The organism is Burkholderia sp. BKH01 (genome assembly GCF_025685725.1).
In the GTDB taxonomy this organism is placed as follows: domain Bacteria; phylum Pseudomonadota; class Gammaproteobacteria; order Burkholderiales; family Burkholderiaceae; genus Burkholderia; species Burkholderia pyrrocinia_C.
The window spans coordinates 225,404-245,387 of the sequence record NZ_JAOTQT010000005.1 but is presented as its reverse complement, the minus strand read 5'-3'; the positions used below and the strand labels follow the sequence as shown (position 1 = coordinate 245,387).

Genomic DNA, 19,984 nt, shown 5'->3' with positions numbered 1-19,984 from the left:
GCGCCGCAGGTCGTGCGATGCGCCCCCGCCTGCTGCGGAATTACGATTTCTGCGGCACGGTCACGCCGTACGTGCAGCTCTTGTTGTACGCATTGCCGATCGCCGTCAGTTGCGCGCTGCTGTAGCCGAGCGCGGAGGCGGCCGTCAGCACGGCCTGCGCGGCGGCCTTCTGGTTGGTCGAGCCGTTGGTCATCGACAATCCCTTCAGGAACGCCTTGTCCATCGCCTGCGCGCCGATCGCGTCGCGCGCGACGAGGTTGCACGATGCCCAGTACTGGCCGGCCGTGTGAATCTCGGCACCGCGCGCCTGCGCATAGGTGCGCCCGACGTTCCAGTTGGTCACGCGGCCGCCCCAGTATTCGTTGTGGCCGTCCCAGTTGAAGACCCAGTGGTACTGCGCGTCGGTCGGGCTCCACTGGTTGAAGTCGCGGCTGTACGCGGCGGCGAGATAGTCGCCGGTGCCTTCGGACAGCCCCTCTTGTTGCGACAGGCCGCCGTTGGTCACCCAGTCGTGGATGCCGTGGCCGAGTTCGTGGATCACGACGTCCGCATCTTCCGCGTCGTCGACACCGCCCTGCCCGAAGGTCAGCCGGCCGCTGCTCGACGAGTACGACGAGTTGTCGTCGCCCGATTCGCCGTGCGGGTCGTACTGCACGCCGCCCGTGTACTGGTACGGAAGCGCCTTGATCCCGAGCGTCTGGTTCACGTAGCGCAGGAACGTGTCGATGTGGTAGTACGCGTTCACGGCCTCGAAATACAGGTTGCCGCGCGTGAATTCGAACGCGGGCGTCGACTGCAGCGGGCACGCGTTGTCGCGCGGCGCGTCGAAGTCGACGCACGCCGCATACGGGCCCGACAGCGCGTAGCGCGAGCCCGACTGCGCGAGATCTTTCAGCGTCACGCGCACGCGCGCGGCCGTGAGCTGGGTTGAATCGGCGTCGCTGCTGTCCTTGTAGCCGGTGCTGCCGTAGCTGCTCTTGGTCGGCGACAGCGGGTCCGGCCGGAACACGAAGCCGGTGCCGTCGGTCGCGTAGAACGCCTTGTCCTCGGCGCGCAGCACTTCGCCGCTGCCTGAATCGATCAGTAGTTCCCAGTCGCCCTTCGGGCCGTCCTGCGGGCGGCCGCGCACCTTCCACGCGGTGTGCGTGCCGGCCTTGTCGACGAACGCGACGAGCTGCGCATCGAGATTCGTGAAGCCGCTCACGCCGAGATACGCGCGCGCACGGTCGAGCGCCTGCTGCTGGTCGACGGCCTGCGACTTGCGCGACGTCGCGACCACGCCGTTGATCGTGTTGCTCGCAACGTAAAGGATGCGGCCGTCCTTCGCGACCGTCACCGCGATGTCGCTGCCATATACGGGCAGCCCGGCTGCCTGCTGCTGCAGGCGCACGACGGTGAAGTCGGCATCGTTGCGTTCCGACGTGACGACGAGACTCGCGAGCGCGGTCGCGTCGAGCCCGAGCTGCGCCGCTTGCGATGCGACAAAGTCGCGCGCGGTTGCAGCGGGCGTCGCGGCAGCCTTCTTCACACGATACGCGGGGTTGTACAGCGTGACGGCGACGCCGTCCGCGCGGAACTGCCCGGCGGCCGTATCGGCTTTCGCGGCGGGCGGCGCGACGCCGCGCGTCAGGCTTTCGCGCAGGCTCGCTGCCTGCGGATTCGAGACCTTCGTATCGGCCGCGGCGCCGCCGACGATGCCGAAACCGAGCGCAAGGCCCAGGGCGAGCGGCAATGCTTTGCGTGATGTCTGCATACGTGAATCCTCATCTCAACGGTTGGACACGCCCGCGCGCTCGTGGCGCGCAGGCACGACACGGCCCGCGCGCCGGTTCGATGGAACCGGCGCGGCGAAGCGGTGTTGGGAGCGTCGACTGACTAAGGAAACCTAAATGTCAGGTCGAAAAGAAACAGGCGGAGGAAGGAGCGGGGAAGCGAACGGCAGGCAGGTGCGGCGACGGCGAAGCGAGCATCGTCATGTCATACCCCTCGGATCGATATCGGTCGGCAGCCTGCGCGGATCGACGTGTGTCGGATCCGGTCTCTCGTCTCGTTAGGCTGCCTATCTAATTGCTAATTGCGAGGTATGTTACAGAATATTTTCATCGACATTGCAATTTATTTTCGACGATCGCTTCGATCCGTCGATCGATCGCCGGCATTGTTCAGCGAGCGGCGGGAAATGCCGCCGGAACGCGCAATTCCGCGCAGGATTGTGATTAAAACCCGCGACGATCAGCGTGTTGCACGACGGTCGCTGCGCGGGCTCAAGCCGAACCGCGCGCGATACGTGCGCGAGAAATGCGACGGCGATTCGAACCCGCACGCGACGCAGACCGACGTGATGCTCATGTCGGTCTGCTGTAGCAGTTCGCGAGCACGATCGAGGCGCAGGTTCAGGTAGAAATGCGTCGGTGTGTCGTTCAGCGTCGCGCTGAACAGCCGTTCGAGCTGGCGTCGCGTGATCGATACGTCCTGCGCGAGCGCGTCGGAGCCGAGCGGATTTTCCATGTGCCGCTGCATCGTGCCGATCACCTGGATCAGCTTGCGGTTGTGCACGCCGTAGCGCGCGGCGATCTCGAGCCGCTGGCTGTCCGAGCGCTGCCGGATGCGGCTGACGACGAACTGCTCGGAGATCGCCGCCGCGAGATCGGCGCCGTGCCGGCGCCCGATCAGGTCGAGCATCATGTCGATCGACGCAGTGCCGCCCGCGCACGTGATGCGCCGGTCGTCGATCTCGAACAGCTCCTGCGTCGCGTTCAGCCCCGGATAGCGTTCGCGGAACGCGGCCAGCGCTTCCCAGTGCAGCGTCAGCGGCTGCGACGCGTCGAATAGCCCGGCTTCCGCGAGCACGAAGCTGCCCGTGTCGATGCCGCCGAGCGTCGCGCCGTGCCGGTGCTGGCGGCGCAGCCAGTCGCCGATTGCGCGCGTGTAGCACACGAGCGGATCGAAGCCCGCGACGACGAACACCGTATCGACCTGCGCGACGTCCGCGCACGCGGCTTCGGCGGCGACGGGGATGCCGTTGCTCGCGGCGACCGGTGCACCGTCGGCGCTGATCACGTGCCAGCGGTAAAGCTCGGTGCGGAAGCGGTTCGCGACGCGCAGCGGCTCGACCGCGGACATGAAGCCGAGCGCGGAGAAGCCGGGCAGCAACAGGAAGTGGAAATCCTCGGGCATCGGGGGCAGGGGATGGAATCCGGTGGTCGTCGCACATCGCACGGGATTGCGAACGGACGGGCACACGTCGCGTGCCGGCTCGCAGGCGCCGAACGGTCAGCGGAAGATTATCGCGGGTTTTGCTCGTCTTCAGCGCGTTTTTGCGGCGCGCACCGACCGGCGCGCGGTGGTCGAAGGCAGTTCGCCGAATTGCGCCTTGTACGCGTTCGCGAAATGGCCGAGATGGATGAAGCCCCAGCACGCGGCCACGTCGCCGATCGGCAGGTCGGCCTGCCGCGTGTCGAGCAGCATCCGCCGCACCTGCGACAGGCGCAGCGAGCGTACGTAGTGCAGCGGGCTGGTCTGCACGACCGACTGAAAGCTGTTCTGCATCGTGCGCCGGCTCACGCGCAACTGCGCGCACAGGCTCAACACGTCGACGGGCGCTTCCGGGTGGTCGATCACGTAGTCGTGCACGCGGCGCACGATGTCGGCGCGGCACGCGTGCGTGAGCCGGTTCGACGGCTCGGGCATCCGGTACGTGAGGAGATCGACGAGCATGTTGCCGATATCGCCGCGCAGTTCGCGTTGCGCGCGCGGGTCGCCGAACGTGTCGGGCGAGGACAGCACGCGTTCGAGTTGCGTCGCGATCCGCACGCTCGCGCGCATCAGCACGGCTGTCGGCAAGTCGACGACGCCGCGTCGCAGCGTCGCTGCGTCGAGTCGGACATCGGCCGCATCCTCGACCTGTTGCAGCAGCTCGGCGTCGACGACGACACCGATCAGCGACATGTCGTCCGGCGAATGCAGTTCGAACGGCGCACCGCCGCGCGCCATTACCATCGTGCCGCGTTCGATGCGCGCGCCGCCGAACGCGAACACGCCCGAGCCGGTGAGCGGCATGCCGAACACCGTGTGACCGGGCGGTAGCTGTCCGCGCTGGATGATGCGAACGTTCGCGGCTTCCTGGAACAACTCGATGCCGTCGAGCACGGCGTGCTTGACCACACTGCGATACGCGCCCGAACCGATCTGGTCGTAGCGCTGGTTCCAGCCGCGCAGCGCGTCGGCATGCCGGTCCGCGTCGTCGAACATCTCGTGAAACACGAACACAGCGCCTCCAGGGGTGTCGATCAGGACCGCGGAAGATTAAACCGACCGAGCGGTCGGCGCAATAAGGTCGAGCGCTATTCCGCGCGTATTCGTCAGAGGGTCGGAAGCCGCGTGCGCGCGCGGCTTTCAGGCGCATTTCCAATATCCCGAATCGGCACGCACGCGTTGCCGGTCCTGGTGCTGACCGGATTTTTTGTCGAACTACAGTCGCCCCACATCAAGTGAATTCCCAACTGGAGGCGACATGAGGACAACGCGACGAACCGCGGCGCTCGCGGCGACGCTGGCGTTCGCGGCGGCATGGGTCGGCAGCGCATGCGCGACGGAAAAACCCGAGGAGCTGGTCGTGCAGAAGATGCCGCCGTGGCATCCGCACGAGGTCTATGTCGTCGACATCTCGATGCCGTCGATGACCGACGGGCGCATCTACGTATACGACGCCGACGCGAAGAAGCTGCTCGGCCAGATCGACGGCGGCTTCGGCCCCGGCTTCGCGATTTCGCCCGACCACAAGACGAGCTTCGTCGCGACCACCTACTTCTCGCGCGGCTCGCACGGCACGCGTACCGACGTCGTCGAGATGACCGACAACACGACGCTCGATCACGCGGGCGAGATCGTGATTCCGCCGAAGCACGGGCAGCATGTGCCGTCGCCGTACAACACCGCGTTCAGCACCGACGGCAAGCGGCTGTACGTCGCGAACATCACGCCGGCCGCGTCGGTGACGGTGATCGATGCCGTATCGAGGAAGGTGCTGTCGGAGATCGACACGGCCGCGTGCGTGCTCGCGTATCCGTCGGCGAGCGACCGTTTCACCGCGCTGTGCGAAAGCGGCAAGGCGCTGACCGTCACGCTCGATGCGAGCGGCAAGGAAACGAAGCGCACGATGTCGAATGCATTCATCGACGTCGACAAGGATCCGGCGTTCGTGAACGCGTCGCCATACAAGGGCGCTTATCTGTTCACGACATACGGCGGCAACGTGCGCAGCGCCGATTTCCGTGGCGACAAGCCGGCGTTCGGCAAGTCGTGGCCGCTGCTGACGGACGCCGAGCGCGCCGAAGGCTGGCGCCCGGGCGGCATGCAGCAGACGGCCGTGCAGGCGAAGCAGAACCGCTACTACGTGCTGATGCACAAGGGCGGCGACGGCTCGCACAAGGATCCCGGCACGCAGGTGTGGGTGTACGACCTGAAGTCGAAGCAGCGTGTCGCGCGCTGGGAACTCGCGCAGCAGAAGGTCGATCCGCTCGTGTCGATCCAGGTCAGCGAGGACGACAAGCCGCTGTTCTACGGGCTGACGGCGACGTCCGACCTCGTCGTGATGGACGCGCATACCGGCAAGCTGCGCAACGTAGAGAAGCAGGTCGGCAATACGTCGACGCTGCTCGTCAACCCGTGAGGCCGCGATGACTCTCGATCCCGTACTCGCCACCAGCGCGCAGGCCGGCGCGGCCGTCGTCGTGCTGCTCGGCGCGTTCGCGAAGATGCGCCGGCCCGCCGCGTTCCGCCACGCGCTTGCCGGCTACCGGCTGCTGCCCGATGCGCTGACTGCGCCTGTCGCGTTCGCGATTCCGCTTGCGGAAGCCGTCTGCGCGGCGGCACTGCTGTTTCCCGATACGCGCGTGGCCGGCGCGATCGGCCTGATCGCGTTGCTCGCGGTTTTCGCCGCCGGGCTTGCGATCAACCTGCTGCGCGGCCGCACCGACATCGAATGCGGCTGTTCCGGCTTCACCGCTGCGCGCGCGGATGCGCCGCGCGGCATCGGCTGGCTGCATGTCGGCCGCGTGCTGCTGCTCGCCGCGCTGGCCGCAACCGCGCTCGTCGCGCCGGACACGCGCGCGGTCGTGTGGTTCGACTACCTGACGCTGTGCTTCTCCGTATTGCTGATCGTCTGCGCGCTGCTCACCGTCGACGTGCTGCTCGCCAACGTACCGCGCCTTTCCCACCTGAGGAATTCATGATGCAAACCGCTCTCACCGTTTCCACCGCACTGCTGTGGGTTGCCGTCCTCGCGCTCGGCGCGATCTGCCTCGCGCTGGTGCGCCAGATCGGCATCCTGTACGAACGCATCATGCCGGCAGGCGCGCTGATGATCGACAAGGGGCCGGCTGTCGGCGCGATCGCACCGACGTTCGAGCTGACCGACATTCGCGGCTCGCAGGTGAAGGTCGGCGGCATCGATGCATCGGGCAAGGCGACACTGCTGTTCTTCCTGTCGCCGACGTGCCCGGTCTGCAAGAAGCTGCTGCCGCTGCTGCCGTCGCTGCAGGCGAGCGAATCGACGCCGGTGAACATCGTGCTCGCGAGCGACGGCGATTTCGACGAGCACGCGCGCTTCGCGCAGAAGCACGGCCTCGGGCGCTTCCCGTACGTGTTGTCGCAGGAGCTTGGCCTCGCATACCAGATCGGCAAGCTGCCGTATGCGGTGATGCTCGACGAAACCGGCACGGTGCGCGCGAAGGGGCTCGTCAACACGCGCGAGCATCTCGAGAGCCTGTTCGAGGCGAAGGAGCGCGGCGTCGCATCGCTGCAGCAGTTCGTGCATGGCGATCACAGCCACGACGCCCACGCGCAGCACGCATGACCGGCCGAACCTCTTTCAACGTCATTGGAGAACAACGACATGGGCCTGTTTGATTCATGGTTCGAGCGATCGGCGCGCGGAGTCGCGCAGCACAGTTCGCGGCGCAGCGCGATGGCGAAGCTCGGCAAGGTGCTGGTGGGATCGGCGATGCTGCCGCTGCTGCCCGTCGATCGCACCGCGTATGCGGCCGATGCGGCGTCGGGCGCATCTGCTTCGTCCGGAGGCGCGGCCGCCTCGGGGGCCAGCGACGACCCGATGAGCTGCGACTACTGGAAGTACTGCGCGATCGACGGCTGGCTTTGCAGCTGCTGCGGCGGCACGTCGAGCAGTTGCCCGCCGGGTACGACGCCTTCGCCGATCACGTGGATCGGCACCTGCCGCAACCCGCACGACGGTTCGGACTACATCGTGTCGTACAACGATTGCTGCGGCAAGACGTCGTGCGGAAAATGCTTCTGCAATCGCAACGAGCGTGAGAAGCCGCTGTACAAGCTGTCGTTGAACAACGACATCAACTGGTGCATGGCGAACGGTAATTCGAATTACCACTGTTCGGTTTCGGTTCTGCTGGGAGCGGCGAAGCAATGAAAGTGAAGCAAGCTGGAAAGATCGTCGTCGCGTGCTTGGCGACCGTTTCGGCAATGGCGTTGCCGGGCATCGCCGGCGCGCAGCTGGCCGTGCATTACCCGGCCGGCAAGAGCCTGTTCGACGCGCAGTGCGCGGTATGTCACCAGGCGGGCGGCAAGGGGCAGGACGGCCTCGCGCCGCCACTGACCGAGTATCCGGGCAAGTACGCGGCGGCCGAAGCCGGGCGTGCGCAACTGGTCGCGACGCTGCTGCACGGGATGTTCGGCGAGATCAAGGTGCACGACAAGAGCTACAACTTCAAGATGCCGTCGTTTGCGAGCGCGAGCGACGACGATATCGCGCACGTGCTCAACTACGTCGTGTTCGACCTGAATGAGCAGCACGGCAACGCGAAGCCGTTCACGGCGGCCGATATCCGCGCGGCTCGCGCGAAGGAGATGGACGGCACGGCTGTTCATGCGCAACGCGCCGTGGTGGTCAAGGGGCTGGGCCTGTGAACGTCGCCTGGGCATCGCGCGTTGGCGGGCCGATGCGGCGCGCACGGCGCACGTCGAAGGCGGCATCGCGGGTCGGCGGCCTGTCGCGTCGGCTGCTGTCGCTGTTGCTGTTCGTCGGCGCTGTCGCATGCGTGACCGCTGCACCCGCGCATGCCGACGGTGCGGCCGATGCGGCACTCGCGCGGCAGCACTGGGTGCTCAACTGCATGGGCTGCCATACGGCGACGGGCGGCGGCATTCCGGGCAAGGTTCCGCCGCTCGCGAACTCGCTCGGCTACTTCACGCATCTGCCGGCCGGGCGCGAATACGTGATGCGCGTGCCCGGCGCGTCGAACTCGGCGCTGTCGGATCAGGATCTGGCCGACGTACTCAACTGGGTGCTCACGACGATGAACCGCGATGCGCTGCCGCGCGACTTCAAGCCCTATACGGCAGCCGAAGTCGCCGCGCACCGCAGGCCTGCCTTTTCCGACGTCGCGACCGTGCGCGCCGGCCTCGTCCGCGCGTTGCAGGAGCGCGGGATCGACGGCGTCACGGATCGCTACTGATCGACTCAATCAGGAAATCGAGGAGGAGTGGACATGGAGACGAACGAAACATTTCCGTTGCTCGATGCAACCCGCGCGTTTCTCGCGAAGCCGAAGAAGATGTTGATCGGTGCCGAGTGGACCGACGCCGTGTCGGGCCGGCAGATCGACGTGGTGAACCCGGCCGACGGCACCGTGATCGCACGCGTGCCCGAGGCGGACGAACGCGACGTGCAGCAAGCCGTTGCCGCCGCGCGGCGCGCATTCGATGCGGGGCCGTGGCGCACCGCGAAGACCACCGACCGCGAGCGCCTGCTGCTCGAGCTCGCCGACCTGATCGAAGCCAATGCGCGCGAGCTTGCCGAACTCGAATCGCTCGACAACGGCAAGCCGGTGGTGGTGGCGCAGGGGCTCGACGTCGCGATGGCCGCGCAGTGCTTCCGCTACATGGCCGGCTGGGCGACGAAGATCGAAGGCAGCGTGATCGATGCGGGCATGCCATACATGCCGGACAGCGAAATCTTCACCTATACGCGCAAGGAGCCCGTCGGCGTGGTCGGCGCGATCATTCCGTGGAATTTCCCGCTGTTGATGGCGGCATGGAAGATCGCTCCCGCACTCGCGACAGGTTGCACCATCGTGCTGAAGCCCGCGGAAGATACGCCGCTGAGTGCACTGCGCCTGTGCGAGCTGATTCAGCAGGCCGGGTTCCCGGACGGCGTCGTCAATATCGTCACCGGTTACGGCCACACGGCAGGTGCCGCGTTGTCGCGCGATCCGCGCATCGACAAGATCGCGTTCACGGGCTCGACGCAAACCGGCAAGACGATCGGTCACGCGGCGCTCGACAACATGACGCGGATGTCGCTCGAACTCGGCGGCAAGTCGCCGGTGATCGTGCTGCCCGACGTTGATCTCGACAAGGCCGCGCTGGGCGTCGCGAATGCGATCTTCTTCAACCAGGGGCAGGTGTGCACGGCCGGTTCGCGCGCATACATCCATGCGAAGGTGTTCGACGGCGTGATCGAACGCGTCGCGAAGATCGCCGCGAGCCTGAAGATCGGCCCGGGGATGGACCCGTCGACGCAGATCGGCCCGCTCGTATCGGCGAAGCAGCGCGAGCGCGTGTGCGGCTATATCGATTCGGGGTTCGAAGAAGGCGCACGCGCTGCTGCGGGCGGCCGCGCGATCGACGGCCCCGGCTTCTTCGTCGAGCCGACCGTGCTGGTCGATACGACGCAGGCGATGCGCGTCGTGCGCGAGGAGATCTTCGGGCCGGTGCTCGTCGCGATGCCGTTCGACGATGTCGACACGGCCGTGCAGTTCGCGAACGACACGCCGTATGGTCTCGGCGCGAGCATCTGGTCGAACGACCTTTCCGCGATTCACAAGCTCATCCCGCGTATTGCTGCCGGCACGGTGTGGGTCAACTGCCATTCGCTGCTCGACAACGCGATGCCGTTCGGCGGGATGAAGCAGTCGGGCTTCGGCCGTGAACTCGGTCGCGCGGTGATCGACCAGTACACGGAAAGCAAGTCCGTGATGATGAACTACGCGTAAGCGCGGATGCGAGCGCGTGCGGGGCCGGTCGAGCCGACGGTGCTGGCGCGGGCGTTCGTGCGGATGCTGAACGGGGGCGGGAGGAATGACGGCCCGAACAGAAAAACGCCAACCCGGATGGGTTGGCGTTTTGCCTGGAGTATGACCGGTATCAGAACTGGTTCATCGTGTTGTCTTTACCCGCCGCCTTCAGCGCTGCTTCGCCGCTGAAATATTCCTTGTGGTCGTCGCCGATGTCCGAGCCGGACATGTTCTGGTGCTTCACGCACGCGATGCCCTGACGGATTTCCTTGCGCTGCACGCCGGCCACATAACCCAGCATGCCCTGGTCGCCGAAGTATTCCTTGGCCAGGTTGTCGGTCGACAGCGCGGCGGTGTGGTACGTCGGCAGCGTGATCAGGTGGTGGAAGATACCGGCTTCGCGCGATGCATCTGCCTGGAACGTGCGGATCTTTTCGTCTGCGAGCGCCGCCAGTTCGGTCTGATCGTATTCCACGCTCATCAGCTGCGCGCGGTCGTATGCCGACACGTCCTTGCCCTCGGCCTTCATCGCGTCATACGTCTGCTGGCGGAAATTCAGCGTCCAGTTGAACGACGGGCTGTTGTTGTACACCAGCTTCGCGTTCGGGATGATCTTGCGAATCTCGCTGACCATGCCGCCGATCTGCGCGATATGCGGTTTTTCGGTTTCGATCCACAGCAGGTCGGCGCCGTTTTGCAGTGCGGTGACGCAATCCAGCACGCACCGTGCTTCGCCCGTGCCTGCGCGGAACTGGAACAGGTTGCTCGGCAGGCGCTTCGGACGCAGCAGCTTGCCGTCGCGCTTGATGATGACGTCACCGTTGCCCAGTTGGTCGGCCGACAGTTCTTCGCAATCGAGGAACGAGTTGTACTGGTCGCCCAGGTCGCCCGGCGTGTTGGTCACGGCGATCTGCTTGGTCAGGCCGGCGCCCAGCGAGTCGGTACGGGCCACGATGATGCCGTCGTCCACACCCAGTTCCAGGAACGCGTAGCGGATCGCGCGGATCTTCGCGAGGAAGTCCTCGTGCGGCACGGTGACCTTGCCGTCCTGGTGGCCGCACTGCTTCTCGTCGGACACCTGGTTTTCGATCTGGATGCAGCAGGCGCCCGCTTCGATGAACTGCTTGGCCAGCAGGTACGTGGCTTCCGCGTTGCCGAAACCTGCGTCGATGTCGGCGATGATCGGCACGACGTGCGTCACGTGGTTGTCGATTTTTGCCTGGATGGCAGCCTTGGCCGAGCCTTCGGCCGCGTCGAGTTCGCGGAACAGGCCGCCCAGTTCACGGGCGTCGGCCTGGCGCAGGAACGTGTACAGCTCGCGGATCAGCGCGCTGACGGAGGTCTTCTCGTGCATCGACTGGTCCGGCAGCGGGCCGAACTCGGAGCGCAGCGCGGCCACCATCCAGCCGGACAGGTAAAGGTAGCGGCGTTCGGTGCTGTTGAAGTGCTTCTTGATGGAGATCATCTTCTGCTGGCCGATGAAACCGTGCCAGCAACCGAGCGACTGCGTGTATTTCGCCGGGTCGGCATCGTAGGCGGCCATGTCGGCGCGCATGATCCTGGCGGTGTACTTCGCGATGTCCAGACCCGTCTTGAACTTGTTCTGGGCACGCATGCGGGCGGCATACTCGGGGCTGATGGCATTCCACGCGCTGCCGTGGTTTTCTTTCAAACCGGCAACTGCCTTGATGTCGTCTTGATACTGGGCCATGTCAATCTCCTAAGAGCAAAGCGCGTTTGAGTAAATGGTTGAGCGTGGCGCTCCGTATGTCGAAGCGAACTGCATGACTGAATAGTAACGCCGCCCGATGCGCTTTTGGAGATGTCTTATATAAGACATAAGACATAAATTTCTCTTGTTTTTCAATGAGATACGCAGCGATTTTTGCGATGCAAAACAAGTTTTCAAGCGGCGAAAAAGGGAGGCTGCCGGAATCCGATATGGGTTCCGCAATGTGAAATGCCCTTTCGGCTGCTGGAGGAAGGGCAGGCACGATGGTTCGAGCAACGATGGCTGGCGGGATGATTGTGTAGACGTCTGTTTCGACGAATCGCCAGACGGTTTTCCAACGTGCGACTCATCGCGCCGCGGAGGCCGTCAGGCTGACCTGGCCAATTCATCCGTGCGGCTCCAGCGCCGCGAGCCCGAAGCGGCATCGGCGTCCCGCCTCGTCCCGGCAGGCTCGAAAGCCCAGCGCCGCATGTGGACAAGCCCGTTTCATCCAAAAAGCGCGTGAAAACCCCGCCCATCAAGCCTCTACAAAAACCTAGTGGTTTCCACTCATAGTCGCAAATAGTCAAGAACAGGTCGCCGACGGTCTTCTCGCGGCCAATATGGCTCGTTACTTTTACTCCCACGATGCAGGCCGGCGCACACCCCGCGCACCGGCTGCCACGCGTCCCAACGGGAGGAACCGAACCATGAAGTCGACGAAGATCGCCGCGCTTGTCGCGGCCGTGCTGGCGACCGCCGCGTTCACGAACGCGGCGCGTGCCGAAACGGATGCCGCGACCTGCCGCACCGTGCGTTTCGCGGATATCGGCTGGACCGACATCACGTCGACCACGGCGCTCGCGTCGACCGTGTTCGAGGCGCTCGGCTACAAGCCGACCACGACGATCGCGTCGGTGCCGATCTCGTTCGCCGGCCTGAAGAGCAAGCAGCTCGACGTGTCGCTCGGCTACTGGTGGCCCGTGCAGCAGAAGCAGCTCCAGCCGTTCCTCGACAACAAGTCGATCAACGTCGTCGAAACGCCGAACCTGTCCGGCGCGAAAGCTACGCTCGCGGTGCCGAGCTACGAATACCAGGCCGGCCTGAAGACCTTCGAGGACATCGCGAAGCACCGTGCGGAACTCGACGGCAAGATCTACGGGATCGAGCCGGGCAGCAGCGCTAACGCGACCATCCAGAAGATGATCGACACGAACCAGTACGGGCTCGGCGGCTTCAAGCTCGTCGAATCGAGCGAGGCCGGGATGCTGGTGACGGTCGAGCGCGCGATCCGCGAGAAGAAGTGGGTCGTATTTCTTGGGTGGGAGCCGCATCCGATGAACATCCAGCTCAGCATGAACTACCTGTCCGGCGGCGACGCGTCGTTCGGCCCGAACTACGGCGAAGCGCGCGTATACACGCTGACGGCGCCCGACTTCATCGCGCGCTGCCCGAACGCGGGCAAGCTCGTCACGAACCTGCGCTTCTCGACGCAGCTCGAGAACCAGCTGATGCAGTCGGTGATGAACAAGACGAAGCCGGCCGACGCCGCGAAGGCCTACCTGAAGAAGAACCCGCAGGTGCTCGATCCGTGGCTGGCTGGCGTCAAGACGTTCGACGGCAAGGATGGCCTGCCGGCTGTAAAGGCGTATCTCGGCCTGTAATGGCCTGCGCGCTGCACGACGCGTGCACTGACAAAATATCAGCAATGCGAAATAACCAGAGTCAAGCGAGGCAATCAGCATGAACCATGAAGTCATCGTGACCTGCGCCGTCACCGGCGCGGGCGATACGGTCGGCAAGCATCCGGCGATTCCGGTCACGCCGAAGGAGATCGCGGCCGCCGCGATCGAGGCCGCGAAGGCCGGCGCCACCGTCGCGCACTGCCACGTGCGCGATCCGCAGACGGGGCGCGGCAGCCGCGACCCGCACCTGTACCGCGAAGTGGTCGACCGCATCCGCTCGGCCGACGTCGACGTGATCATCAACCTGACGGCCGGCATGGGCGGCGATCTCGAGATCGGCCCGGGCGAGGACCCGATGCGTTTCGGCAAGGGTACCGATCTGGTCGGCGGCCTCACGCGTCTCGCGCACGTCGAGGAACTGCTGCCCGAGATCTGCACGCTCGACTGCGGCACGCTGAATTTCGGCGACGGCGACTACATCTACGTGTCGACGCCCGCGCAGTTGCGCGCCGGCGCGAAGCGCATCCAGGAGCTCGGCGTGAAGCCGGAGCTGGAGATCTTCGATACGGGCCATCTGTGGTTCGCGAAGCAGTTGCTGAAGGAAGGGCTGCTCGACGATCCGCCGCTGTTCCAGCTTTGCCTCGGCATTCCGTGGGGCGCGCCGGCCGATACGGGCACGATGAAGGCGATGGTCGACAACCTGCCGCCGGGCGCGCACTGGGCCGGCTTCGGGATCGGCCGCATGCAGATGCCGATGGTCGCGCAGGCGATGCTGCTCGGCGGCCACGTGCGCGTCGGCCTCGAAGACAACATCTGGCTCGACCGTGGTGTGCATGCGACCAACGGCACGCTCGTCGAGCGCGCGAGAGAGATCGTCGAACGGCTCGGCGGCCGCGTGCTGACGCCGGCCGAAGGCCGCCGCAAGCTTGGCCTGCCCGCACGCGGCGAGCGTCCGCTCGAACGCCGCGCGATCGCCGAATTCGCGTGAGCTTTTTTTCTGACCGATACGACACGGCGGCGCGCACAGGCGTGGCCGCCCACCGATTTCTCCTGAATTGAAGGATGCGTTGACATGGCTGTGAAGACCGATATCAAGACGTTCGCCGCCATCGGCACCGGCGTGATCGGCAGCGGGTGGATTTCCCGCGCGCTCGCGCACGGTTTGGACGTGGTCGTGTGGGACCCCGCGCCGGGCGCGGAAGAACGGCTGCGCGCGAACGTTGCGAACGCATGGCCCGCGCTCGAACGCGTCGGTCTCGCGCCGGGCGCCGATCCCGCGCGGCTGCGGTTCGTGTCGACGATCGAAGCGTGCGTCGCCGATGCCGACTTCATCCAGGAAAGCGCGCCCGAGCGCGAGGCGCTGAAGCTCGAACTGCACGAGCAGATCAGCCGCGCGGCGAAGCCTGACGCGATCATCGCGTCGTCGACGTCGGGGCTGCTGCCGACGGATTTCTACGCGCGTGCGACGCATCCGGAGCGCTGCGTGGTCGGCCATCCGTTCAATCCGGTCTACCTGCTGCCGCTCGTCGAGGTGCTCGGCGGCGAGCGCACGTCGCCGGAGGCGGTCGAAGCGGCGATGGAGATCTATCGCAAGCTGGGGATGCGGCCGCTGCACGTGCGCAAGGAAGTGCCGGGTTTCATCGCGGATCGGCTGCTCGAAGCGCTATGGCGCGAGGCGCTGCACCTGGTCAACGAAGGTGTCGCGACGACCGGCGAGATCGACGACGCGATCCGTTTCGGCGCGGGCATCCGCTGGTCGTTCATGGGCACGTTCCTGACCTACACGCTGGCGGGCGGCGACGCGGGCATGCGACACTTCATGCAGCAGTTCGGCCCAGCGCTCGAACTGCCGTGGACGAAGCTGGTCGCGCCGACGCTCACCGATGCGCTGATCGACAGTGTCGTCGAAGGCACGACCGAACAGCAGGGCACGCGCAGCATCAAGGAACTCGAACGCTATCGCGACGAGTGCATCACCGAGGTGCTGAAATCGATCGCCGCGGTGAAGGCGCGGCACGGGATGCGATTCGAGGACTAAAGGACAGGCGATGACGGGCGATACCCCGCTGACGATATACCGCGACGTGGTGCGGCCCGAATGGGTCGACTACAACGGCCACCTGCGCGATGCGTTCTACCTGCTGATCTTCAGCTTCGCGACCGATGCGTTGCTGGATCGTATCGGCCTCGACGACGCCGCGCGTCGCGAGCGGGGCCGCTCGGTCTACACGCTCGAAGCGCACGTGAACTACCTGCACGAGATCAAGGAGGGCACGCAGGTGCGCGTCGATGCGCGCGTGCTCGCGCACGACGCGAAGCGGCTGCACCTGTATCTCGAACTGTTCGCGGATGGGCATGACGACGCGGTATCGGCGAGCGAGCAGATGCTGCTGCACGTCGATACGCGCGACGGCGCGAAGTCGGCGCCGTTCGACGAAGACGTCGCCGCGCGCGTGGCCGAGCTTCATGCGTTGCAGCGCGATTGCGCGGCGCCTGCGTATGCGGGCCGCGTGATCGGGCTGCCGCCGCGCCGCTAGCGTCGATCTTCAACCGCGGAGGCACGCGATGCTCGAACCGGAAATCGCGGCGTTTGTCGCAGCCGTCGACGCGTGGTATCCGGCCGATGCGGCGGCGCGCTCGCCCGACGAACAGCGCCGCCTCTACGACCGCTTCGCGGCCGCATGGACACCGGCCGCGCTGCCCGCCGGCATCGTGCAGCAGGATGCCGTGTGGCATGCACCCGATGGACGCGCGATCGCACTGCGGCGCTACACGGCCGCGCACGGCACGTCGCGCGGCACGGTGCTGTTTTTTCATGGCGGCGGCTTCGTCGTCGGCTCGCTCGACAGTCATGCGCTGATCACCGCACAACTGGCGGCCGACACGGGGCTCGACGTGATCGCGGTCGACTACCGGCTGGCACCCGAACACCGCGCGCCGGCCGCGCTTGAAGATTGCCTCGCGGTCACACGCGCCGCGCGCGATGCGCGCTGGCCGTTCGGGCCGTGCGTGCATCCGCTGACGCTCGCGGGCGACAGCGCGGGCGGCATGCTCGCGGCGGCCGTCGCGACCGCGCTGCGCGATGCGGGCGAAGGCGGCATCGACGGCATCGCGCTCGTCTATCCGATGCTCGGATTCGAACCGCAATCGCCCGCGCGCGAAACGGAAGCGCATGCACCGATGCTGACGCTCGATGATGTTTATCGCTATCGCGCGCTGTACTGGGAAGGCGGCCTGTCCGACGCATTGACCGAAGGCGACCCGCTGCTGCGCGCGTCGGTGCCGCTCGCGGCTTCGCGTTTCGACGGCCTGCCGCCCGTGCTCGCGATCGGCGCGGAGCACGATCCGCTGCGCGACGATGCGCGCGTGTATGTCGAACGGATTCGCGCGGCCGGCGGCGCCGCGCGCTACTGGATGGGAGAGGGGCTGGTGCATGGCTGCTGGCGCGCGCTCGGGACGAGCCCGCAGGCGGCATGGATGCACCGGACGGTCGGCGGGTTTCTGCTCGCACCACACGCGTAGCGGGCGTTTCCGGGAGGCAACGATGCAGGCAGCACAACACCGTATCGAGGACTGGCGGACGTTTTCCGCCGACGCGGCCATTGCCGCGGTAGCAATCGGCGACGGAGCGGTGGACGTCGAGTGGAGCGACACGCGACGATCGCCGTTCCATTTCGACTGGCTGCGCGACAACTGCGCGTGTTCCGCGTGCGTGCATGCGGTCACGCGCGAACAGGTGTTCGAGATCGCCGATGCGCGCGAGGACCTGTCGGCGCTCACCGTGCAAGTCGAACCCGACGGCGCGCTGCATGTCGAGTGGAACGACGGGCATCGCAGTGCGTGGTCGCCGGGCTGGTTGCGCGCGCATGCATATGACGACGCGTCGCGCGCCGAGCGCCAGGCCGCGCACGGGCGGCATGTGTGGGCTGGCGACGATGCGACGGCGATCGGCGTGTTCGCGTGGCGCGACGTGATGGAGGACGACGGCGCATTGCTCGCGTGGCTCGCCGCGCTGCAGCGCACCGGTTTGACGCTCGTCGAAGGCGTGCCGGCGGAGCGTGGCCGCGTCGACGAAATCGCGCGCCGCGTCGGCCTGATCCGCGAGAGCAATTTCGGCGTGCTGTTCGACGTCGAATCGAAGCCGCGCCCGGACAGCAATGCGTATACGTCGCTCAACCTGCCGCCGCACACCGATCTGCCGACGCGCGAGCTGCAGCCGGGCGTGCAGTTCCTGCACTGCCTCGCGAACGACGCGACGGGCGGCGACAGCGTATTCCTCGACGGCTTCGCGCTCGCGGATGCACTGCGGCGCGAGCATCCGGCCGATTTCGAGCAGCTTGCGTCGACGCCGTTCGAGTTCTGGAACAAGAGTGCGAACAGCGACTACCGTTGTTCGGCGCCGGTGATCGGGCTCGATGCACGCGGCAACGTGACCGAGGTGCGCGTCGCGAACTTCCTGCGCGGGCCGCTCGATGCGCCGGCCGGGTCGGTCGCGGGCGTCTATCGCGCGTATCGGCGGTTTCTCGCGCACGCGCGCGAGCCGCGTTTTCGCGTGCAGCGACGGCTGCGGGCGGGCGACATGTGGGCGTTCGACAACCGGCGTGTGCTGCATGCACGCACCGAGTTCGATCCGTCGACCGGCCGCCGGCATCTGCAGGGCTGCTACGTCGATCGCGATGAACTGCTGTCGCGGTGGCGGGTGTTGTCGCGTTCGGCGCCTGCCGCGGCCGTGCCGCGCTGACCGGCGGCGCACACGGCTTCATCTTGATGCACGCATGCCTCGCAGACGAAAAAGCGCCCGGACGCAAGGCGCCCGGGCGAAGCCACCCGCTGCCGGGCGGCGGAGGTATGCGTTTCACAAAAAAGACGAGCCCCGCAAAGGGGCTCGTCCTGATACGGCTTCATCGCGCGACGCGCGACGCCCGCCGGGGGCGCATCGGCTTACTGGCCGAAGAAGATCGAGTCGCGTGCGTTCGACGACGCTGCGGCAGCCGGGGCGCCCGAGTGGACGACCGGAGCCGGCTGCGCGCCGTAGCCGCTGGCGTCGGCACCATGAACGCGCGCTTCGGCGCTCTGGATGTCGTTCGGGTAGTACGGGCTCGACACGCCCGGCTTGTAGCCGGCTTGTTCGAGCTGGACCAGTTCGTTCTTCACTTGCGCGCGGGTCACGGTGCTTTGGGCGAATGCGCCGAACGAAGCGGACAGGGCGACAGCGGCAACGACTGCGGAAACGAGCGATTTCATGATGACCTCCGGTGTTTTATTGAGTTCGCTGTCGACACCATGTCTTGAGCGATTGATCAAATCTTAGTCATCAGAGGGTTGAGGGTAAACGCTGATTTTGACGATAGATTGTTTTCTAGGCGGTAACAATGATGCGCCGAGTCAGTCTTTCAATCTGCTTTCTTCTCGGTTGATGTAATAAGTATGAAGAATATTGCGGATGGCGGCGCGCGGTTCAGCGTGCCTCGGCCGCCGTGTCGAACGGCCGGCCGGTCGAGCGCCCGGCCGGCGCGCCCGAGCTGAGGAACCGCACGCCGGTCGCGGCTTCCGACGCCTCCCACAGCAACGCCGCCGAAGCCACGTCGCGCGCCGAGCGTGGCACGCTCGCGGGCGCCGGCAGCCCGCGCGATTCGAACCAGCCGGACGGCCCGATATACGAACCGCCCGCGAGATCGGGCGACGTCGCCGCGTGGATCGCGGGCAGCGCGCCCTGGTCGGCCGGCTGCGCGAGATAACGGTTCGCGGCACGCATCAGCGCGGCGCGGGCGGGCGAGCTCTCCATCGCCGGGCCCGCGAACTGCAGGTTGGTCGCCGCATAGCCGGGATGCGCGGCGACGCTGATCCCGGCGAACGCGGCACGCTCGAAGCGGCGCTGCAGTTCGATCGCGAACACGAGGTTCGCGAGCTTGCTGTCGCAATAGGCGAGATAGCGGTTGTAGCGCTGCTCGGCGCGCAGGTCGTCGACGCGAATCCGGCCGCCGCGATTGAAACCGCTCGACATCGTCACGACGCGCGCACGCCGCGCGGCGCGCAGCGCGGGCAGCAGATGGCCGGTCAGCGCGAAATGGCCGAGGTGGTTGGTGCCGAACTGCATCTCGAAGCCGTCGTGCGTGTGCCGCAGCGGCAGGAACATCACGCCGGCGTTGTTGCAGAGGATGTCGACACGGCCGTGGCGTTCGGCCACGTTAGTCGCGAACCGTTCGATCGACGCGAGATCGGTGAGGTCGAGCGCATCGACTTCGACGCGCGCATCGGGATGGAGCCGGCGGATCGCATCGGCGGCTTGCGCGGCGCGCGCGGCGTCGCGGCAGCCCATCACGACGGTCGCGCCTTTCGCGGCCAGCGTTTCCGCGAGCTGCCAGCCGAGGCCGCTGTTGGCGCCGGTCACGACCGCGACCTTGCCGCCCTGCGCCGGGACGTGGCGCGCGCTCCATGCATGCATGTCTGCCTCCATCGGCGCGACCGGTCGGCCGCGGCACGTAATCGTTACATTGAGTGGTGTAACGATAGTGCGCGCGAGCGCGGCAGACAAGCGG

Annotated in this window: 20 protein-coding genes; 13 read left to right on the top strand and 7 right to left on the bottom strand. The window is 66.3% G+C overall.

The window, feature by feature from the left end; all coding sequences use genetic code 11:
• Positions 1 to 40: 40 nt before the first annotated feature.
• From OEJ37_RS11055 to OEJ37_RS11045, 3 genes are all read right to left on the bottom strand, one after another.
• Complete coding sequence (locus OEJ37_RS11055) at positions 41 to 1,753, bottom strand: M36 family metallopeptidase (RefSeq protein WP_174417579.1); 1,713 nt, start codon at positions 1,751 to 1,753, stop codon at positions 41 to 43.
• A 479-nt stretch (positions 1,754 to 2,232) separates the two neighbouring features.
• Complete coding sequence (locus tag OEJ37_RS11050) at positions 2,233 to 3,177, bottom strand: GlxA family transcriptional regulator (protein ID WP_111018779.1); 945 nt, start codon at positions 3,175 to 3,177, stop codon at positions 2,233 to 2,235.
• A gap of 129 nt (positions 3,178 to 3,306) precedes the next feature.
• Positions 3,307 to 4,251, bottom strand: coding sequence for a helix-turn-helix domain-containing protein (locus OEJ37_RS11045; protein WP_411859260.1), 945 nt, complete (start codon positions 4,249 to 4,251; stop codon positions 3,307 to 3,309).
• A 262-nt stretch (positions 4,252 to 4,513) separates the two neighbouring features.
• Here OEJ37_RS11045 and OEJ37_RS11040 point away from each other — a divergent pair, with 262 nt between their 5' ends.
• From OEJ37_RS11040 to OEJ37_RS11010, 7 genes are read left to right on the top strand one after another with little or no spacing between them, the layout of a single operon-like run.
• Positions 4,514 to 5,671, top strand: a complete 1,158-nt coding sequence (locus OEJ37_RS11040; RefSeq protein ID WP_263344288.1) for an amine dehydrogenase large subunit — start codon at positions 4,514 to 4,516, stop codon at positions 5,669 to 5,671.
• Positions 5,672 to 5,678: 7 nt separating this feature from the next.
• A complete protein-coding gene (locus OEJ37_RS11035) occupies positions 5,679 to 6,233 on the top strand; it encodes a MauE/DoxX family redox-associated membrane protein (RefSeq protein WP_263344287.1) in 555 nt (184 codons plus the stop codon).
• The gene (gene mauD / locus OEJ37_RS11030) at positions 6,230 to 6,856 is read left to right on the top strand and encodes a methylamine dehydrogenase accessory protein MauD (protein WP_263344286.1); all 627 of its coding nucleotides are present in this window, start codon (positions 6,230 to 6,232) and stop codon (positions 6,854 to 6,856) included. Before OEJ37_RS11035 ends, mauD begins: the two co-directional genes overlap by 4 nt.
• 39 nt (positions 6,857 to 6,895) lie before the next feature.
• On the top strand, positions 6,896 to 7,444 hold the full coding sequence (locus OEJ37_RS11025) for a methylamine dehydrogenase light chain (protein WP_174417574.1): 549 nt from the start codon (positions 6,896 to 6,898) through the stop codon (positions 7,442 to 7,444).
• Positions 7,441 to 7,941 (top strand): c-type cytochrome, encoded by a 501-nt coding sequence (locus OEJ37_RS11020; RefSeq protein WP_263344285.1) that lies wholly within the window; start codon positions 7,441 to 7,443, stop codon positions 7,939 to 7,941. Before OEJ37_RS11025 ends, OEJ37_RS11020 begins: the two co-directional genes overlap by 4 nt.
• A gap of 32 nt (positions 7,942 to 7,973) precedes the next feature.
• Entirely contained in the window at positions 7,974 to 8,489 is a 516-nt protein-coding gene (locus OEJ37_RS11015) for a c-type cytochrome (RefSeq protein ID WP_263344392.1), read from the top strand.
• A 33-nt stretch (positions 8,490 to 8,522) separates the two neighbouring features.
• The gene (locus tag OEJ37_RS11010) at positions 8,523 to 10,028 is read left to right on the top strand and encodes an aldehyde dehydrogenase family protein (protein WP_263344284.1); all 1,506 of its coding nucleotides are present in this window, start codon (positions 8,523 to 8,525) and stop codon (positions 10,026 to 10,028) included.
• Positions 10,029 to 10,179: 151 nt separating this feature from the next.
• On the opposite strand, the gene OEJ37_RS11005 is transcribed toward OEJ37_RS11010, so the two are convergent.
• Together OEJ37_RS11005 and OEJ37_RS11000 are read right to left on the bottom strand one after the other, a co-directional pair.
• Positions 10,180 to 11,760: an isocitrate lyase gene (locus OEJ37_RS11005; protein WP_263344283.1), complete on the bottom strand. Its 1,581-nt coding sequence runs from the start codon at positions 11,758 to 11,760 to the stop codon at positions 10,180 to 10,182.
• Between the two features lies 1 nt (position 11,761).
• Positions 11,762 to 12,043, bottom strand: coding sequence for a hypothetical protein (locus OEJ37_RS11000; RefSeq protein ID WP_263344282.1), 282 nt, complete (start codon positions 12,041 to 12,043; stop codon positions 11,762 to 11,764).
• A 427-nt stretch (positions 12,044 to 12,470) separates the two neighbouring features.
• On the opposite strand from OEJ37_RS11000, the gene OEJ37_RS10995 reads away from it, so the two are divergent.
• From OEJ37_RS10995 to OEJ37_RS10970, 6 genes are all read left to right on the top strand, one after another.
• Positions 12,471 to 13,424, top strand: a complete 954-nt coding sequence (locus OEJ37_RS10995) for a choline ABC transporter substrate-binding protein (protein WP_175944087.1) — start codon at positions 12,471 to 12,473, stop codon at positions 13,422 to 13,424.
• Positions 13,425 to 13,503: 79 nt separating this feature from the next.
• On the top strand, positions 13,504 to 14,433 hold the full coding sequence (locus OEJ37_RS10990; RefSeq protein ID WP_263344281.1) for a 3-keto-5-aminohexanoate cleavage protein: 930 nt from the start codon (positions 13,504 to 13,506) through the stop codon (positions 14,431 to 14,433).
• Positions 14,434 to 14,517: 84 nt separating this feature from the next.
• Positions 14,518 to 15,483, top strand: coding sequence for an L-carnitine dehydrogenase (locus OEJ37_RS10985; protein WP_072441925.1), 966 nt, complete (start codon positions 14,518 to 14,520; stop codon positions 15,481 to 15,483).
• 10 nt (positions 15,484 to 15,493) lie between these two features.
• Entirely contained in the window at positions 15,494 to 15,982 is a 489-nt protein-coding gene (locus OEJ37_RS10980; RefSeq protein ID WP_072441924.1) for a thioesterase family protein, read from the top strand.
• Positions 15,983 to 16,010: 28 nt separating this feature from the next.
• Positions 16,011 to 16,967 carry an alpha/beta hydrolase gene (locus OEJ37_RS10975; protein WP_263344279.1) on the top strand — a complete coding sequence of 319 codons (957 nt, stop codon included), beginning with the start codon at positions 16,011 to 16,013 and terminating at the stop codon, positions 16,965 to 16,967.
• Positions 16,968 to 16,989: 22 nt separating this feature from the next.
• Positions 16,990 to 18,186 (top strand): TauD/TfdA family dioxygenase, encoded by a 1,197-nt coding sequence (locus OEJ37_RS10970; RefSeq protein WP_263344278.1) that lies wholly within the window; start codon positions 16,990 to 16,992, stop codon positions 18,184 to 18,186.
• Positions 18,187 to 18,386: 200 nt separating this feature from the next.
• Here the strand turns inward: OEJ37_RS10970 and OEJ37_RS10965 are convergent, their stop codons facing one another.
• Together OEJ37_RS10965 and OEJ37_RS10960 are read right to left on the bottom strand one after the other, a co-directional pair.
• Positions 18,387 to 18,689, bottom strand: a complete 303-nt coding sequence (locus OEJ37_RS10965; RefSeq protein ID WP_174417566.1) for a DUF4148 domain-containing protein — start codon at positions 18,687 to 18,689, stop codon at positions 18,387 to 18,389.
• A 214-nt stretch (positions 18,690 to 18,903) separates the two neighbouring features.
• Positions 18,904 to 19,890 (bottom strand): oxidoreductase, encoded by a 987-nt coding sequence (locus tag OEJ37_RS10960; protein WP_263344276.1) that lies wholly within the window; start codon positions 19,888 to 19,890, stop codon positions 18,904 to 18,906.
• Positions 19,891 to 19,984 lie beyond the last annotated feature (94 nt).

What these genes read in the sequence shown, in the direction of transcription:
- OEJ37_RS11055 (WP_174417579.1), bottom strand. Translation starts at nt 1,753, where the DNA reads ATGCAGACATCACGCAAAGCATTGCCGCTCGCCCTGGGCCTTGCGCTC.
- OEJ37_RS11050 (WP_111018779.1), bottom strand. Translation starts at nt 3,177, where the DNA reads ATGCCCGAGGATTTCCACTTCCTGTTGCTGCCCGGCTTCTCCGCGCTC.
- OEJ37_RS11045 (WP_411859260.1), bottom strand. Translation starts at nt 4,251, where the DNA reads ATGTTCGACGACGCGGACCGGCATGCCGACGCGCTGCGCGGCTGGAAC.
- OEJ37_RS11040 (WP_263344288.1), top strand. Translation starts at nt 4,514, where the DNA reads ATGAGGACAACGCGACGAACCGCGGCGCTCGCGGCGACGCTGGCGTTC.
- OEJ37_RS11035 (WP_263344287.1), top strand. Translation starts at nt 5,679, where the DNA reads ATGACTCTCGATCCCGTACTCGCCACCAGCGCGCAGGCCGGCGCGGCC.
- mauD (WP_263344286.1), top strand. Translation starts at nt 6,230, where the DNA reads ATGATGCAAACCGCTCTCACCGTTTCCACCGCACTGCTGTGGGTTGCC.
- OEJ37_RS11025 (WP_174417574.1), top strand. Translation starts at nt 6,896, where the DNA reads ATGGGCCTGTTTGATTCATGGTTCGAGCGATCGGCGCGCGGAGTCGCG.
- OEJ37_RS11020 (WP_263344285.1), top strand. Translation starts at nt 7,441, where the DNA reads ATGAAAGTGAAGCAAGCTGGAAAGATCGTCGTCGCGTGCTTGGCGACC.
- OEJ37_RS11015 (WP_263344392.1), top strand. Translation starts at nt 7,974, where the DNA reads ATGCGGCGCGCACGGCGCACGTCGAAGGCGGCATCGCGGGTCGGCGGC.
- OEJ37_RS11010 (WP_263344284.1), top strand. Translation starts at nt 8,523, where the DNA reads ATGGAGACGAACGAAACATTTCCGTTGCTCGATGCAACCCGCGCGTTT.
- OEJ37_RS11005 (WP_263344283.1), bottom strand. Translation starts at nt 11,760, where the DNA reads ATGGCCCAGTATCAAGACGACATCAAGGCAGTTGCCGGTTTGAAAGAA.
- OEJ37_RS10995 (WP_175944087.1), top strand. Translation starts at nt 12,471, where the DNA reads ATGAAGTCGACGAAGATCGCCGCGCTTGTCGCGGCCGTGCTGGCGACC.
- OEJ37_RS10990 (WP_263344281.1), top strand. Translation starts at nt 13,504, where the DNA reads ATGAACCATGAAGTCATCGTGACCTGCGCCGTCACCGGCGCGGGCGAT.
- OEJ37_RS10985 (WP_072441925.1), top strand. Translation starts at nt 14,518, where the DNA reads ATGGCTGTGAAGACCGATATCAAGACGTTCGCCGCCATCGGCACCGGC.
- OEJ37_RS10980 (WP_072441924.1), top strand. Translation starts at nt 15,494, where the DNA reads ATGACGGGCGATACCCCGCTGACGATATACCGCGACGTGGTGCGGCCC.
- OEJ37_RS10975 (WP_263344279.1), top strand. Translation starts at nt 16,011, where the DNA reads ATGCTCGAACCGGAAATCGCGGCGTTTGTCGCAGCCGTCGACGCGTGG.
- OEJ37_RS10970 (WP_263344278.1), top strand. Translation starts at nt 16,990, where the DNA reads ATGCAGGCAGCACAACACCGTATCGAGGACTGGCGGACGTTTTCCGCC.
- OEJ37_RS10965 (WP_174417566.1), bottom strand. Translation starts at nt 18,689, where the DNA reads ATGAAATCGCTCGTTTCCGCAGTCGTTGCCGCTGTCGCCCTGTCCGCT.
- OEJ37_RS10960 (WP_263344276.1), bottom strand. Translation starts at nt 19,890, where the DNA reads ATGCATGCATGGAGCGCGCGCCACGTCCCGGCGCAGGGCGGCAAGGTC.